Source organism: Leuconostoc mesenteroides subsp. mesenteroides, from assembly GCA_009676745.1.
GTDB lineage: Bacteria > Bacillota > Bacilli > Lactobacillales > Lactobacillaceae > Leuconostoc > Leuconostoc koreense.
The window spans coordinates 1,739,103-1,756,676 of the sequence record CP046062.1; the positions used below are offsets into that span (position 1 = coordinate 1,739,103).

Consider the following 17,574-nt stretch of genomic DNA (forward strand, 5'->3'; position numbering starts at 1 on the left):
CCATTCTAAAAAAAGGAACAGCGCTATGCACTCTTCCCCCTAACTAATATAAATTCTATTATACCGTAAAAATTTAATGCTGTCTGCCAAAGTAAGTAAGTACTATACTTTGCTTTTATTCAAAAACCGTATTTTATCTTTTTTTCGAAATACATACGTAACAATGCATAAAGCAACAAATAATAAAGAAAATATCATATTGTATTGTTTTTTAGATACAAGTACATTTTGGCTAGAACGAGAAACTGTCATGACTGGCATCAACTCAGGATACCCAGAAATACTTCTGTATAAACTGTTAAAAGAGAAATCAGCTTTACCTATATCAATAATTCCCTGTGTATAAATCACTTGATCCGTTGGATTAGTCAAAGTTAAAACATATTTCCCCTTTTTCATCGTATTGTCTTTTGTCTTTCCATTACTGTCAATTTCAATTGGTTCGTGCAACGTAGTATTCAGCAAAGACAACTGAAGTGGCAAATAATTTTTTACTTGTCGTGATGTATTGTCTGAAGAAATACGATACGCTGAATTATGAAAAACACCAGTATTTTTTGTTGTTTTAACATCAAATGTTATTTTTAATTTTTCATGAGCTTTTATTTTCACATCGCTTTGTCCTGCATAAGTCGTATATGGTTGATGAAGCGATATGTTCTTTTTTTCAACTAACTGTGTTGTCAACGAATAATTTGATAAATAACCAAAAACTAGCAAACCCATACTTATAGTAAAATATCTCATTGCATCTTGTTTTAATACACCACCAAATCGACTAACCACTCTCGCAGTGTCTAGTTCAGATAACGCATAGGAAAAAATAAATATAGCAAGCGGTACTGCTAATAAACTGTATCGATCTCTAACTTCCCACAAGCCCACTTGGAAAGCAAAAACGCCTAATACACCCAATACACTAAATAACACTACTGGTGGAATTGAACGATTATTTTTGAAATAGCGCCAAAGAAATGCAAAAATCATTATGTTTAATAATATGTAGAAGAATTGAAAAATATTTACTAGAGTCACACCAAATCGTTCTAAAATTGGTTGCTTTAATGTGTTTTTATTCCCGGCGTACCAATAAAAGAAATCCTGTATGGTTAGTCCCGTACCATACATATATGTTGCTTTTTTTAGAAAATGTTCTGATAAAGAGCCAACTGAATAGTTAAGTAGACGATGTTTGATGGAACTAAGATATAACCTATTTTTTTCTTTAGGGGGTACGCCCAGGTTGTTCATACAACCAGGCATCATTTCCATCAATTTGTCCGCTTGTGTTTGGATTCAAACCCATATTAATGTATCTTGTAGCTGGTGTTACAACCTGACTATTACGTTCATAATGTTGGGTTGTTTGTACAAGGCTAGACCCGAAATACACAATAATCACAGTGATTATTAAAATAGATATTTGTAACAATTTTTGAAAAACCGTTTGGTCCATCAAAATAATAGTAATCAGTAAAGCAATTATAATCACAACACTATTTTGTCTTAATATGAAAGTAACAGCTAAATCTAACGATGCCAAGAAAAACCAAAAAAATTTAAACCTTGACTGACTATGCCAAATACGGCAGAGTAGGCCAATTAGTAAGATCACTAATGTAGATGAAATACTATCATTATATACCCATTCTGTAAATAATGTTAACGGTAAATATAGCAGTAATGAGAATAACAATATATTTCCCAGTTTAGTATTGACGTGCTTTTTTACGGTATAGCTAGTGAAAATAATTGCACCATCCAACATCAATAATTGGATAATGTACGTAGCTCTGAGCTGATTAGCTACGTGAAAAAAATTAAAAAATCTGTATATAAAACTCCAGAAAATAGCAATGTTTACATTATTAGGATAAATTTTGAAATAATAATTCCAATCAAAAATATTATGTGACAAATTTTGCGCTTGAATATAAATATATCCGGTATCTGTAAAAGGTAAATTATGAGTAGATAAAATTATAGCAAACTGAATAAAAATAATTAAACCGACAAACAAGTAAAATAAAAATTTTTGCAGCTTTTTAGAAGTATTTTGAACATAATTTAAAAAAATGACTAAAAGTATAAATAACAGAGATGATCCACAAAGCAAAGTAAAAGAATTAAACAACTGATTTGATGACTGTTGAAAAGTTGCAATCAAAGACACTATAAAAAAGAAAGCAACTCCTATAGCAAGAACTGTTTTGTTCAATAATTTAAAAATCACAAAAATTTCCTCTTACTTTTCTTCTTTTGTGATATAGATAGGTCTTTTTTTGGTTTCCAAAAAAATAGCAGCCATATAACGACCTATAACGCCCAAGCTCAATAATTGAATGCCGCCAATGAACAATACAATCGTTACCATTGATGGCCATCCAGCCACACTATTATTATTAACCAACGCCCTAATAACTATAAAGGCAGCGCTCATTAGTGACAAAATAAATGAAAATAGTCCTAGCCCCGTTATCACAGTTAAAGGCACCGTGGAAAATGAGACTATTCCCTCAATAGCATACTTTGTCAATGACCAGAATGACCATGACGTATTCCCCGCAACACGTTCACGATTTTCAAATGGTATATATTTTGTGTTAAAACCGACCCAAGTAAAGATTCCCTTGCTAAACCGCTGATTCTCACTTAGCGACAAAATAGCATCTACCATCTGTCGAGTCATGACACGGTAATCTCGTGCGCCATCAACAAGGTGTGTTTGACTAATTTTGTTCATCCAAGTATAAAATTGCTCGGAAAACCATGAACGAATTTTTGCCTCACCATTACGATTGGCTCTACGGGTTCCAACAGCATCATATTCACCGTTTTGAACCTCTCTCAGCATCTCTGGCAAGAGTTCAGGTGGATCTTGCAAATCGACATCCATAACAGCTACATAATCACCATCCGCTTGCTGTAGACCAGCATAAAGGCCTGCTTCTTTTCCAAAGTTTCGAGAAAAACTAATATAATGCACATTGTCATTATTTTTAGACAAGTCTCGTAAAATAGATAGCGTATTATCTGTCGAGCCATCATCAATGAAATGATAATGTACATCAGCAGTCAGATTAGGTTTGAGCTTCTCAATAGTATTATAGAAAATGTTGATAGTTGCCTCTTCATTATGAACAGGAACAACTAATGATAATATATGATTCTTTAAGTGTGGTTGGACTGTACTTTCCATTATAATTCCCCTCATACTTTATGTACGCCCTGACGGGCTTGAGCTACTTTATTTGATCGTGAGCAAAATTAAAATTTTGATCAATGTCAAACTCTTGACGTACAGTATTAAATGCGTCGTTGAAGACCTGATCCATATCAAAATAACGATACTTTCCTAAGCGTCCACCAAAAATAATTTCTGGATGGCTCTTACGAGCTTCTGTGGCGTATGCTTTGTATATTTGTGTATTCTTGTCATTATTGACAGGATAATAGGCTTCTTTTGTTCGATCCCATTCTTGTGGATATTCCTTTGTGATGATTGTTTTACCTTCATCAGCAAGGCCATCTAAGTGTTTCCACTCCATTACACGTGTATAGGGTGTTTCAGAATCTGTGTAATTAATCACAGCATTACCTTGATAGTTGTCCGAATCAATAACTTCATGCTCAAAGCGTAATGAACGGTATTCTAATTCACCGAACTTATAATCGAAGAATTGGTCAATCATACCTGTGTACAAAACACGCGGAAATTCTGACAGCAATGTTTCCTTGTAATCAAAGAAATCAGTATCTGTCAAAACATCAACTAATCCATCGGACTCTGCGACCATATTTTCAAAAATTTGAGTGTAACCACCTACAGGAATACCTTGGTAACGATGATTGAAATAATTGTTATCATAAATAAATCTAACTGGCAATCGCTTAATAATAAAAGCTGGTAATTCAGTAGCTTTCCGACCCCACTGTTTTTCCGTATAACCTTTAATAAGTTTGTTATAGATATCTGTTCCAATTAGTGAAATTGCTTGTTCTTCTAAGTTACGTGGTTGGCGATCTCCAAGATCTTTCAATGCAATTTGCTTTTGCTCTTCAATCTTTGCATGTGCTTCATCCGGTGTTTTAGTCCCCCACATCTGATAGAAAGTATTCATATTAAATGGCAAGTTGTAAAGTGTTCCCTTATAGTTAGCAACTACTTGGTTTTGATAACCATTAAATTCCGCAAATTTACGAATATAATCCCATACCTCTTTATTATCCGTATGGAATATGTGGGCACCAAAGTCATGAACAGTAATACCATGTTCTGTGTGCGTATGCGTGTTCCCACCAATATAGGGACGTTTTTCAACTACAAGCGAACGCTTACCACGCTTAGCAGCCTCGTGTGCAAAAATCATACCGAATGGTCCTGCACCAACGATTAAATAGTCATAATTTTTTGTGTTAAATTGATTTGTCATTAGAAATGTACCTTTTTATTTGTATTTGGGAAAAACTTTCTTTTAAGAAAATTATACCCTTTATCTAACCAGTTTGTGCGCTCTAATTCTATTACTGGGCACTCTGCTACAGTGAGATTTTTCGTGTTAACCCAGGTATCCATTAATCGTTCACTTAGGAACCCATATACACGTTTCTCCTGACCTTCAAGCTTCTCTACATCTACCTTTGCTTCCACTTTACCAAGCACTTCAAAAATGAAATCTGTGTACTCATTGAAATACCTACGTGGCATGATAAACATGTTAAAAAGATGTGCCGATGTCGACTGTTCCATTTTTTCAAAAGCAGGTAAGTACTCTGGATAGTCCGTAGCAATAATTTCTTTCATTATATTATAAGGTTCGGCTGTGTGTGCGTGTAAGTAATGATCCCGTTGATTTTCAATATAGTAATTTCGTTTTTGAGGCAAAATGATGTCAGCCTCTTTCAGTAACTCCTGAGTTTGTGAATCAGTTAGAATTGCCGATAAATTGTGACCCTTTTTTTTACCCAAATAACGACGATAATGCAGTAACCCCACGACCGGTGTGTCTGTGTTGTGGCGAATCCAATAAATTGCGGTTAGTTCATTAAAGTTAGGATTTTTAGTTGAAATATTTTGTCCAACAGCATCAGATTGATACCCCTCCGGTATATGATCATGTTGTGCTGCCCCTACAAATATTGGTTGGTAGCCACTATCTTCTGGCATGATATAAGGTTTGTGTGTTGCAATGTATAAAGTCACAGTGCTAACTCCTTTTCTTGATTAATTAGCATTTGCCGATAAAAGAAAAACATCAACAGATATGGCCATAAGAAAATCTGAATAACAAACAACGACGATACAGCGACTAAAATAATCATAATCATAAAGCTAATTTGAGTGCCTAAATGCCATTGCCAATTTTCTGGTTGGCGTAGTTTAAGCTCGCGCTGTACCACCAACGAACGTATGATTAAACGAGCTAGCATCCACAATGCTGGTATCATGATAACTAAACCATATGTTGCAAACCAACCAATTCCATCACTGAGTACAGGATAACCGATATGCTTGTACACCTGCTGAAACTCCGGATTATAAGTCGTAGACTTTGGTACATAATCCATAATGAAATACCCAGTGAAACCATAGCCAACACCAAAGAGCGGGTGTGACAAGAATGTTAGCACTAATGCAATTGTGCCACCCAAACGATTAGAAGTCCCTTGTTTATTGAATAAGAAATTATAAAAAATATCATGTATTGGCTGCACAAAGAAATATCCTAACACAATACCAATAATAGCCATTATACCAAAAATAATTAAAATAATTTTATCATCACGCTTACTCCATAAAAACCAGAGTATCGCAGCTACTACCAGTGTGATCAACCCTGTTGTTGTTCGGGCAAGTACCAGAAACATTAAAATCGAACCAATAAAAGCCCAGCTAAACCATTTTTCTAGAGCAACATGCTTTTTAAAATGCCAAAAATTTTGTTTTGTTATTGCGATACCTAAAATAATTGGTAAATAAACGACACCTAATAGGTTGGCTAAAAAAGCCGCTTCAGGTTCAAAACCATTCAATCGATAATTGTTAACTGCGTAACTACCTGCTGCATAGAAATCGCGTCCCATCCAATGTCTTTCAAATAAACGAGCAATGGCATTGACGTACGGACGTATAGAAAAGTTATTCAGTGTCACCAACAATTGTGGGACCAAAACGATTCCCATGTATATCAGTAAACTAATCAGTCCACTTTTAATAAATAGCCGTTCCTCTTTATAATTAGTGACTGTCAGGGTGATTAATGCCCAAGACATATAGACAGTAACAATCCACCCCGCCAAAAAAATCATAGAACGAATAATACCAGTTGTTTGAATTGAGTCACCAGAATGTCGATAACTTAAAAACATTGCGATAAACTGCATAACCAAAAAAAATCCCGCTAGCAAAAAAGATTGCGCGCTAGGAATAATTTTTGCAATACGAGATGGAAAGCGATACATTTGCAGTAATATTAAAAGTGCAAATACTGGAAAAGCAATCATCATTGTTGTTTCAGCAAAACTATATGAAAATGTTTTAGAAAAAAATGTGATTGGTAGTAAAAAAGCTGCCACAGCGGTGCCTCACTTTGTTGTCTTAGTCATCATTCGCTTATAATTTTGAAAAATACCAGTAAGCATTACAATAAATGCGCCTAAGGTAATACCAAAGGCAAACCCAAATACGGCTAACTTTTTAGGGCTATAAACTGTGCCTGAGAGGACATCAGCTTTTTTAGCAGATGATAACAATAATGGCTTAGCCATATCAGGATATAATTTGCTTCCCTCGATTGAAAATGCTTTAGCATAAGCGTTTGCAATTGCAACCGACTTTTTGGCAGTTGCAGCAGAAGCACTAAACCGCATCATCAACGTTTGGTCTGGTTGTGAAACTGTAATCGCATTTACAATTTCTTTTTTTGTGACAGACACTGTGGATAGTTTTCTTGCTTGATCAACGACCGATGGATCACTAGCAATTTTTTTATATGTGTTAATTAACATTTGATCGGCTTGCACTCGAGAATTTGGATCCTTAACTCCCGTATTGTCTTTTGCAACAATAACATATCGTTCAGCCGTGTATGCTGTCAGCACAGAATGCTTTGCATATGTATAGAGAGATGCTCCCACAACAATTCCTAAAATAAGAATCCACCAACTGTTTTTCAACAGTCGTTTAACTAAATCTATCAACGAAAAACTCATTTTTTCTCTCCTAAAAATTAAAATGCACCGTCGCGCTTAAATATCGCAATTACTGTTTTGAACAAAATATAAAAATCAAATCGCAAATTAGCACGATCAACATAGTCTAATTCCATTTGTGCTCGTTCTGGATACTCAATGTTACTGCGACCACTAGCCTGCCACAAGCCAAATACACCAGGTTTTACTGATAAAAACTTATCAATATCTTCACCATATTCGACTAACTCATCTTCTACAACTGGTCTTGGCCCGATAATACTCATCGTTCCAGTCAATGTATTCCAAAACTGTGGTAATTCATCTAGAGATGTTTTACGCAAGAATGCACCAAATTTAGTGATTCGTGGGTCCTCCGCTGTAGGTAGCTTATAACCACTAGCCACAAACTTAGCATACAGATCAGCATCTTGTTTTAATATTTTGTCAGCATCGTCAACCATGGATTGGAATTTATATATTTTAAAACGTTTTCCATATTGACCAACTCGCTCTTGTGAATAAATAATTTTACTTGTTTTCTTATCTTTAATAATAATTAAGGCAATAATAGCAAACAGTGGTGACAATAGAAACATCGCCGCCAAAGATACGCTAATATCTAAACCCCGTTTTGCGGTTAAATAACCTAGTTTGCGTTTCAATTTTCCACCTCATTCGTGCACGTATGTGCATGATATAACTTCACCATTATACCAGAAAAAAGCGTTATTTCGCTATTTTATTTAGTACAGGTATTTTTTTAAGAATTGGTGCTCTTAAAATAATCAGGATTAAGACGTACATAAAGACACCTAGTACCAATTCTATTGCTGTACTTTTGATGTTGATTTCTAGATATTGACTAATCGTCGTAACCGAAACATACATACCCAATCCTGCAATGATATAACGCCACATTCCAGAAAAATGATGCCAAATATTCATGTCGTTACGTGTCACGTATAGCTGATAACCAATCACCAAGAACTCTGATATGGTCGTAGCCACCGCAGCGCCGTTCACTCCTGCGACATAAATTAACCAAAAATTAAGTAGCACATTGGCTAATGCACCAAAAGTGACCGATAGTGTAAATTCATTTAAACGTTTAGTTGGCACCAGATACTGCGTGCCGATAACCGTACTCCAGCCAATGAAAATAATGATTGGGGATAGAAGAACAATAACTTGACCAACTACTTTAAATTGCTCTCCTAGAAACCAAATGATGGCTGTAGGCGCAATGGCAGACATTCCAAAAGCCATAGGAACTGATAGTGCTGATACAAAATCCATCGATTGTGTAATATTCTGCTTCATTTTGTCAAATTGCCCTTTAGCAAACTGGGCAGACATTCGAGGTAGCATGACAGTTCCAACAGATGTAACCAGTGCCAGCGAGACTTTTATAATTCGATCAGCATTATCATAGAATCCGGCCGAATCTGTTGAATTAGTAAAGAACGGCAACATTGTTTTATTCAACTGTAAATAGACTTGCGTCGCAATAGTTGGTAAAAACATCATAAAGATTGGTTTCACGTGTTCTTTTAAGTTAAGTTGTTGCCAGTTTGGTAGTGAGATTTTTTTAAATAAATAAAACCACATTGATAAATTACCAAAAACTTGTGACAGCCCGAGTAACAAAATATAGTTGCCAATATCATTTGGTGTTTTCACTAAAACAAATATCAACACTGTCATTGCAATTTTAACGAGAGCATTTCTTAGGACCGTTTTCTTAAAATCCTCCATACCCATAAAGTACCAAGAAATATCAAGAATACCAGAAATAATGACCCACGTTTGAAGAATTAAATAAATTTGATTATCTTCAATACTGCTATTTAATTGCACACCATATTTCAAAAATAAAAAGTATAGTGCTAAGGAAAAAATCCCCGCAATTGTATGAATAATTTGGATTTCCCAAAATTTTTGCTGTCTTGCTTGCGCATTTTCTTTTACATAAGCAATTTCTCGGCTACCATATGTCACTATGCCAAGGCTTGCAATCAACAAGAAATAGGTTACAAATGAATTAGTCCAGCTTGCAATACCGACACCGTTTCGACCAAGAACTCGCGCTAAGTATGGCATAGTTATTAATGGTGCAATAATATTGAGTAACTGATATGCCGCAGTATATAAATAGTTTTTTGCAACTTGCATGTTGTTAAGTTGTCCTTAATTTAGTCATATGACCAATATACAGTTGGCTTAATAGTAGCCCCTTCATAGCATTATACCAAATTATGCGCTTTATGTTTATTTCATTTCCTGTACGACTAAATTTGAATTTTTATTATCTGAATTATCGAATACGATATTATCACTACTATCGTTACTGTATTTAGCAAATGTAGCTACTTGGCCAGTTTTTGGCCAGAATATTTCAATACTATATTGATCAACATAAAAATCAACTTTTTCTGACCAATCCCCCCACAAATTGATACTATAGTCCTTAGTATAAGAATCGTCTTTAACATAATCACTTTGTCGATGCACAGTCAATTTTTGGTCGAAATTATTAAAGTGAAAGGAAACATTGCTATCTCCATTTCTAGCATTAATAGTCAATTTTTGATTACCATTCACAACGGTACTAATTTTGTAAGCAGCTTTATTGGTTTTGATGTGACTTTTACTATGTGCCTTTACTAATGATGTTTTCTTTTTTGTATCAAATAGATCATTAGTTATCATTTGAGATGTTTTTAATTGATTATCTGAACTTAAAAACATTTTTCTAAATGCCGAATAATTACCTTTATACTTTATATCATTACTAACGTGGTTAATATACCCCCAGTTGCCCATCCATCCGAAGCCAAGCAATTCTTCATTATTTTCCTGATAATTGTGTGCCGCGTAATAGTCAGTCCCAAAATCAACACGTTCTGGATCAGTTTCGGCTTCAAACTGGCCGTTTTTTAATTGGCCAACAACATAGTATGAACCAGTACTTTTTTGAAAATCATCAGCGAAACCATTAGCACCAAAAAATAAAATCCATTGCCTTTGATTATTATTTTTTTGATAAATTGGCTGTAATTCAGGAACTTCTAAAGTACCCAAATCTCGTGGTGAATAAAAACTATCTGTGTACTGCCAGGTTGTGCCGTTGTTAGAAGTATAAAATCCAATTTTCATAAGATTATTATCATCCGCCTCAGCTACAGTCATAACAAATTGCTTGGCTTTAAAATCATATATCACATGAGGGTCTCGAAAATCTTTTCTTTTTTTATATGGTTTTGCCACTGGCTTACCATTATTGGCGACTTGCCAATTTTCACCCTGATTAGTCGAATACCACATATAAGTCCATTGATTTCCATTAATATATTTCGTCGCATAAGCCAGTAATGAATTTTTACCATGTCCAGATAAATCATCTACGTCTTTCACAATGGAACCTGTGGCAACTGATTCTTGTTGGGAAACTGGTTTGATATTGATATTATCTGCTAATTTGAATGTTGTTAAATCAGAAGATACCGAACGAGCCCAACGGGTTCTTTGTTGATTAGCTTTCAATCCCTTACCAGTATCTGCTAAATAGAACAGTTCATATTTTTGACCATTTTTTAAAATAGTTTGCGTATCATTTGATAGGCCATTTTTAGATAAGCCATTTAAATGCCATTTTTGAGGTAATTGCTGTTGTTCCGTATTTTTACTATTATTTTTCAAACATATTAACCAACCAATCGAAAACAATACTATTCCCGCCATAATGATTGATAATATTTTTCTCACTCTATGTCGTTGCATGATGTTTCCTCTCTATATAATGATAAAGTAAAATTATGAAAAATAGCAATCCTGCTTTAAATTCAGGATTGCTATTTATCTTATTGTTTTTTATAAATGTTATTATTTCTTAACGTAAGTAATATGTGCCATCATTACCAAAATTGTATTGCTTGCCATCTATATTTTGAATACCTTGCAATGCTCGGCCATTAGCATCTGTATAATACTTCTTACCCCATGCTTCACGCCAGCCTGCATTTTGACGTACACCATTGACAAACCAGTAATATGTGCCCATGTAATAACGGAACCCTGTATATGGTTGACCATTTTCAAACCAATTATAACCACCATTCGCCTTTGAATAGCTTGGTGAGTACAAATAGCCACTAGCCGCACTCTTCAAATTATACGTACCATTTGTTCCAAAGTCATACGCTTGTCCATCAATAATTTGGATACCTTGCAATGCTCGACCACTAGCATCCGTATAATACTTCATGCCCCATGCTTCACGCCAGCCTGCATTTTGACGTACACCATTAACAAACCAGTAATACGTGCCCATGTAATAACGGAACCCTGTATATGGTTGACCATTTTCAAACCAATTATAACCACCATTTGCTGTTGACAATGATGGTGAGTACAAGTAACCACTTGCTGTACCCTTCAAGTTAAATGTACCATTTGTTCCAAAGTCATACGCTTGTCCATCAATAATTTGAACACCTTGTACTGCACGACCATCAGTGCCCACGTAGTACTTCATACCCCAGGCTGTTTCCCACTTATTCTCTTGTCGCTGTCCTGACTCGAAGAAGTAGTAAGTATTTTGATAGTAACGGAAGCCAGTATACTTTGAACCATTTTCGAACCAATACCACTGATTGTTATCCGTAACATCTTGTAAGTAACCTGATGCAAAACCACGCTTAGCGTATGTTTTGTCATTACCAAAGTCATAAGCAATACCATTGACTGCAAACTGACCTTGCTTTACACGACCATCATTACCGAAGTAATATTCCAATCCCCATGTAGCTTTGCGAATATCATTTTCTACCCGCTTGTATGTCACTGGATCAAAGTAGTAGTAAGTATTGTCATAAGCTTGCACACCACTTTGGCGAACACCATCTTTAAACAAGTAATTTGCATCATTCGTATAGTCATATTGGTAACCATTAGCTACTTGATCATTGACATAAAACTTATTATCAATCCAACCGATCTTTTTACCCGTTATGTTTGATGTTTCTTTTGTGCCAACTAGTTCGGCAACGCTGCCTTTACCGTTATAAGTCCATGTGCCTTGTGCTAAAACAGTATCTAGTACTTTTGTTGTTTTACCATCAGCACCTAATTGAACTAGGAATGATGGTGCTACCGTAGAATTAAGTCCAACACCAGCTTTTTCAGCACGATTACTCATGTATGACGTAACCAACAACAAATCATTATGTCCTTCAACAGGAACTGCATAATATGAATACGTATCGGTTCTAGATGATGCTAATTGCGTTCCGGTGATCACACTACCACTACCATTCAATGGTGTATAGGGTCCCATCAAGCTATCAGAAACATACCCCATCATACCAACGTTAATATCTGGATCAACTGTTGGCACAACGCTCTTACTCAAACGTGTATCTGTAAAGAGATAGTACTTTCCATTCAATGGCACAATATTAGCACGTTCGATTTCATCAGTAATACCGTTAGCCGCTAGAAGTGGCGAATAAATTTGACCAATAGTTGGATTGTTTTGTTGTCCTGTAAGCTTCACTAATCCAATTGCACCGTTGGCTTTTTTAGATAATTTCAACTTATCAGCATTTGACAATGTTGCTTTTCTTGCCGTCTGATTAAATTCATCAGTTCCGCCATAGTAGTCCATATTGTCAACTGCATTATCACTTTGATAATTCTCAGTTCCCGTGTTGGATTCAAAAGCTAAGTATCGTTCCCCATCAACTTCAATTACATGCGGATCACGTAAAGTAAAATTATCACCTGTTTCATAGTATCCTGCATCAATCCATTGTTGCAAAGTTTGATAATGCTCTTCATCTCCTGCAAAGAGTTCATGATCATTAGTAACTTTTGTTACACGAACTTCAGTATCTGTATATGCCATTGACAAGTTGGCTGTCGATAAACGTTGTACTGTATGTGGTTGGTCGGTTTTTGTATAGAATAACTGGATACTGTCATCATCATTGACAGTTGCCGATCCAGACCACTGCTGCTTATCCCACGTTGCATTGAAACCAAACACTGGTCCAGCATTCTTCCAGTTATTGATTGCTGTATCGCCATTTTTAGTGTAAAGCATGTAGATATGTTGATCATTGTCCTCTTTTGGAGAACCTGCTAAAGCAAAAACAATGTTGTACCCATGATAATTTGCTGTAACACCAGTTTTTGCATCTTGTAGCGCCCAAGAATCCCATACATCCAAATCTTGTACTTCACCATTTTGTGCATCTGACGTTGCCATTGCTGGCAAATTCTTAATTGCATCAGCATTAAAATACGGTACAGACGTGTCTGGATTAACATTCGCAATGTTATCAGCAACATCTTTTAAGTTAGCATATGTCATGTTGGTAGTTGACGTACCATCATCATTTTTAGTAACTAATGTTGTTTTAGAGTTTAAATCTTTTGACACGCTGTCGTCTAGTGTTACAACCGAAGTGTTCGCTTTTTTATCAGCACTAGTAGTATCATTTGCTGATGCTACCACATTTGTTTTGTCATCAGTTGTTGCACTCTTGTTATCCGCAACTGAAGTTGTTTCTTTATCATCAGTTGTTTCTTTATTAGCAGCTACTGTCTTAGTAGTGCTATCTGTAGCCTTGACTTGATTGGCTTCAGTTGTTGTTGCCTCAGGAGTCGTTGATTTGACTATCGTTTCTTTATTAATATCTGATGGAGCTGTTGTGTCAGTATTCACATCAATTGTTTTGCTCAGTGTTTCTGTGTCAGTTGTTGGATTATTACCAACTGTGTCTGCACTAACAGAACTTACGCCCATGGAAATAGCTGCTACTGTTGCTGCTCCAGCTACCCATATCTTCCCCGCCTTGTATAACTTCTTTCTCATCGATAAGAACTCCCAATTTAGAATTATTGCATCTCGTGCAACTACGTTAAGTATAAACGCTCATCATTTCAAAAGTATTACAAAAGTTTGTTAAACGTATAACATAGTTCATTATTGAACATAATTAAACTGTTTAAAGACTAAAATAATAATATCAATATAAGTTTTTTCATATCAACATCAATCCCATTATCGACATTTTCGTTTTAAATGTATATAATTTCTCTTAAATATTTAGCACATAACATTTTTCATGTGTTTTATTGAACTATAAAAAAACTAAATTCCTTTTACTTATTGTAAGTAGATATGCAGAATCAAGTCACAAATTATCGTGCTTTCTAAATTAGAATAGCAACGTATCAAAACAAAATAAAAAAGGCTTTCGCCTTTTTTTAACGTAAGTAATATGTGCCATCATTACCAAAATTATATTGCTTGCCATCTATATTTTGAATACCTTGCAATGCTCGGCCATTAGCATCTGTATAATACTTCTTACCCCATGCTTCACGCCAGCCTGCATTTTGACGTACACCATTGACAAACCAGTAATATGTGCCCATGTAATAACGGAACCCTGTATATGGTTGACCATTTTCAAACCAATTATAACCACCATTGGCCTTTGAATAGCTTGGTGAGTACAAATAGCCACTAGCCGCACTCTTCAAATTATACGTACCATTTGTTCCAAAGTCATACGCTTGTCCATCAATAATTTGGATACCTTGCAATGCTCGACCACTAGCATCCGTATAATACTTCATGCCCCATGCTTCGCGCCAGCCCGCATTTTGACGAACACCGTTTACAAACCAGTAATAAGTACCCATGTAATAACGGAAACCTGTATATGGCTTACCATTCTCAAACCAGTTATAACCACCGTTCGCTGTTGACAATGATGGTGAATACAAGTAACCACTTGCTGTACCCTTCAAGTTAAATGTACCATTTGTGCCAAAGTCATACGCTTGTCCATCAATAATTTGAACACCTTGTACTGCACGACCATCAGTGCCAACGTAGTACTTCATGCCCCAGGCTGTTTCCCACTTACTTTCTTGGCGAGTGCCTGTTTCAAAGAAGTAGTATGTGCCCATGTAGTAACGGAACCCTGTGTACTTCTGACCATTTTCAAACCAGTACCATTGGTTATTGTCTGTTACATCTTGCAAATATCCGGATGCAAAGCCTCGTTCATAATAAGTTGTATCATTACCAAAGTTATAAGCAATACCATTGACTGCAAACTGACCTTGCTTCACACGACCATCATTACCGAAGTAATATTTCTTTCCAGTATTATCTTGATGGATTTCATTATCAACTCTTTTATATGTTACTGGATCGAAATAATAATATGAATTTGCATAGGCTTGCACACCACTTAAGCGCAAACCATTTTTAAACAAATAATAACTAGTATTAATATAGTCATATACATAGCCATTGGCTAATTCATTGTCAACATAAAACTTATTATCAACCCAACCAATTTTCATATCAGTTAATTCTGATGTTGCTTTATTTCCTACGAGTTCCTCAACGCTAGCACTTTTGCCATCATAAGTCCATGTGCCTTGTGCTAAGATGGTATCCAATACCTTAGTACTCATACCATCAGCACTTAATTGAATCAAAAATGATGGTGCAAACGTTGCATTCATTCCCGTACCCGCTTTTTCATTACGATTACTCATATATGAAGTAATTAATAGCAAATCACTGCGTCCCTCAACGGGTACTGCGTAATATGAATACGTATCGGTTCTAGAGGTGAATAATTGTGTTCCGGTAATCACACTACCGCTACCATTCAACGGCGTATAAGGTCCAAATAAACTATTCGATACATAACCCATCATACCAACATTAATATTAAAATCAGCTGTTGGTACAACACTTTTACTCAAACGTGTATCTGTAAAGAGATAGTACTTTCCATTCAATGGCACAATATTAGCACGTTCAATTTCATCAGTAATACCGTTGGCTGCCAAAAGTGGCGAATAAACTTGAGCAACTGTAGGATTATTTTGATCTTTAGTCAATTTAACCAGACCAATCGCACCATTAGCCTTTTTGGATAGTTTTAGTTTATCTGGATTCTGTAATGTATCAATTTTTGCTTGCTGATTAAATTTTGTTGTTCCACCATAATATGTATCATCATTTACGGCGTCATCACTTTGATAATTGTTTGTCCCAGTATTAGCTTCAAAAGCTAAATAGCGTTCTCCATCAACTTCAATTACATGTGGATCACGTAGTGTAAAATTATCACCCGTGGTATAGTAACCTGCGTCCACCCATTGGTCGAAAGTTTGATAGTTTTCACCATCCCCTTCAAAAATAACGTAGTCACTATTGACTTTGGCAACGCTCACTTCTAAATCATCATACGTCATTGATAAGTTTGCCGTCGCTAGTCTTTGAACAGTCATCGGTTGATCTGTTTTTGTGTAGAACAATTGAATACTATCATCATCATTGACAGTTGCCGATCCAGACCATTGTTGTTCATTCCATTTTGCATCGAAACCAAAAACAGGGCCAGCATTTTTCCAATTATTTAATGCCGTATCGCCATATTTTGTATAGAGCATATAAATATGTTGATCATTATCTTCTTTAGGATAACCAGCCAAAGCAAATACAATGTTGTAACCATGATAATTTGCAACAGCACCAGTTTTTGCATCTTGTAGTGCCCAAGAATCCCAAACGTCTAGGTTTTGAATTTGACCAGTCTGTGCATCTGCCGTTGTCATGGCTGGCAAATTTTTGATTGCATCAGCATTAAAATATGGAACAGACGTATTTGGATTTAAACTAGCGATATTGTCAGCCACATCCTTTAAGTTAGCATAGGTTATATTAGTTGTTGACGTACCATCAGCGTTTTTAGTGATAACAGTTGTTTTTGAATTTAGATTTTTTGAAACACTGTCATCTAGTTTTTCAACAGAAGGAGTTGGTTGTTTCTGGCTAGACGTATCATTTGTATCAGTTACTTTCGCATTATCTGTAGTAGTTTCAACCAACTGATTGTTATTACTATCTTTATTTATTTCCCCTACTGAAGTAGTTGATGTTGTATCTGAACTATTTTTACTCTGAGCTTTTGTTGATTCATCGTTCTGACTATCAGTATTACCAATAAATTCAGCCGCACTATTTGATGATACTATTGCCTTAGAATTACTATCATCAGTCTTTGTTGAATCTTTAGTTGTAGCAGTAATAACATTCGCATTACTAGTACTTACTTTGTTGTCATCTGATTCCGTAGAGGAAATACTTGATTCGGTTGCGCCAGATGTTGTAGTCGGATTTTCGGTAGTTGTGCTGTTCGTAGTATCAGCACTAACAATATTGGGTGCTATCACGACTGCAGCTGCAACTGCAGCTCCGGCTACCCATAGTTTTCCAGCCTTATATAACTTTTTTCTCATATGAAATCTCCACTTTATAGTACTTATAATATACCTTTTGTT

Annotated in this window: 12 protein-coding genes; all 12 read right to left on the reverse strand. The window is 35.6% G+C overall.

From position 1 onward, the window contains the following. Window positions 1-102 precede the first annotated feature (102 nt). Window positions 103-1,251 carry a hypothetical protein gene (locus GJV51_08690; GenBank protein QGM26054.1) on the reverse strand — a complete coding sequence of 383 codons (1,149 nt, stop codon included), beginning with the start codon at window positions 1,249-1,251 and terminating at the stop codon, window positions 103-105. After that, window positions 1,226-2,233 carry a hypothetical protein gene (locus GJV51_08695; GenBank protein ID QGM26055.1) on the reverse strand — a complete coding sequence of 336 codons (1,008 nt, stop codon included), beginning with the start codon at window positions 2,231-2,233 and terminating at the stop codon, window positions 1,226-1,228. The genes GJV51_08690 and GJV51_08695 overlap by 26 nt, the downstream gene beginning before the upstream one ends. Window positions 2,234-2,245: 12 nt before the next feature. Next, window positions 2,246-3,199, reverse strand: coding sequence for a glycosyltransferase (locus GJV51_08700; protein ID QGM26056.1), 954 nt, complete (start codon window positions 3,197-3,199; stop codon window positions 2,246-2,248). A gap of 43 nt (window positions 3,200-3,242) precedes the next feature. Continuing rightward, window positions 3,243-4,433, reverse strand: a complete 1,191-nt coding sequence (gene glf, locus GJV51_08705; protein ID QGM26057.1) for a UDP-galactopyranose mutase — start codon at window positions 4,431-4,433, stop codon at window positions 3,243-3,245. Then, the gene (locus GJV51_08710) at window positions 4,433-5,203 is read right to left on the reverse strand and encodes a DUF4422 domain-containing protein (GenBank protein ID QGM26058.1); all 771 of its coding nucleotides are present in this window, start codon (window positions 5,201-5,203) and stop codon (window positions 4,433-4,435) included. Before GJV51_08710 ends, glf begins: the two co-directional genes overlap by 1 nt. After that, complete coding sequence (locus GJV51_08715) at window positions 5,200-6,576, reverse strand: hypothetical protein (protein QGM26059.1); 1,377 nt, start codon at window positions 6,574-6,576, stop codon at window positions 5,200-5,202. The genes GJV51_08710 and GJV51_08715 overlap by 4 nt, the downstream gene beginning before the upstream one ends. A 9-nt stretch (window positions 6,577-6,585) precedes the next feature. Next, a complete protein-coding gene (locus GJV51_08720) occupies window positions 6,586-7,212 on the reverse strand; it encodes a capsular biosynthesis protein (GenBank protein ID QGM26060.1) in 627 nt (208 codons plus the stop codon). A gap of 17 nt (window positions 7,213-7,229) precedes the next feature. After that, complete coding sequence (locus GJV51_08725; protein QGM26061.1) at window positions 7,230-7,856, reverse strand: sugar transferase; 627 nt, start codon at window positions 7,854-7,856, stop codon at window positions 7,230-7,232. 64 nt (window positions 7,857-7,920) lie between these two features. Continuing rightward, on the reverse strand, window positions 7,921-9,366 hold the full coding sequence (locus GJV51_08730) for an oligosaccharide flippase family protein (GenBank protein QGM26062.1): 1,446 nt from the start codon (window positions 9,364-9,366) through the stop codon (window positions 7,921-7,923). Between the two features lie 96 nt (window positions 9,367-9,462). After that, the gene (locus tag GJV51_08735; protein QGM26063.1) at window positions 9,463-10,974 is read right to left on the reverse strand and encodes a glycoside hydrolase family 32 protein; all 1,512 of its coding nucleotides are present in this window, start codon (window positions 10,972-10,974) and stop codon (window positions 9,463-9,465) included. Between the two features lie 109 nt (window positions 10,975-11,083). Next, a complete protein-coding gene (locus GJV51_08740; protein QGM26064.1) occupies window positions 11,084-14,071 on the reverse strand; it encodes a hypothetical protein in 2,988 nt (995 codons plus the stop codon). Window positions 14,072-14,466: 395 nt separating this feature from the next. Next, entirely contained in the window at window positions 14,467-17,532 is a 3,066-nt protein-coding gene (locus tag GJV51_08745; protein QGM26065.1) for a hypothetical protein, read from the reverse strand. Window positions 17,533-17,574 lie beyond the last annotated feature (42 nt).

Bases quoted from the DNA above. Each gene is read 5' to 3' on its own strand.
- GJV51_08690 (QGM26054.1), bottom strand. From the start codon at position 1,251: ATGAACAACCTGGGCGTACCCCCTAAAGAAAAAAATAGGTTATATCTT.
- GJV51_08700 (QGM26056.1), bottom strand. From the start codon at position 3,199: ATGGAAAGTACAGTCCAACCACACTTAAAGAATCATATATTATCATTA.
- glf (QGM26057.1), bottom strand. From the start codon at position 4,433: ATGACAAATCAATTTAACACAAAAAATTATGACTATTTAATCGTTGGT.
- GJV51_08720 (QGM26060.1), bottom strand. From the start codon at position 7,212: ATGAGTTTTTCGTTGATAGATTTAGTTAAACGACTGTTGAAAAACAGT.
- GJV51_08730 (QGM26062.1), bottom strand. From the start codon at position 9,366: ATGCAAGTTGCAAAAAACTATTTATATACTGCGGCATATCAGTTACTC.
- GJV51_08735 (QGM26063.1), bottom strand. From the start codon at position 10,974: ATGCAACGACATAGAGTGAGAAAAATATTATCAATCATTATGGCGGGA.
- GJV51_08740 (QGM26064.1), bottom strand. From the start codon at position 14,071: ATGAGAAAGAAGTTATACAAGGCGGGGAAGATATGGGTAGCTGGAGCA.
- GJV51_08745 (QGM26065.1), bottom strand. From the start codon at position 17,532: ATGAGAAAAAAGTTATATAAGGCTGGAAAACTATGGGTAGCCGGAGCT.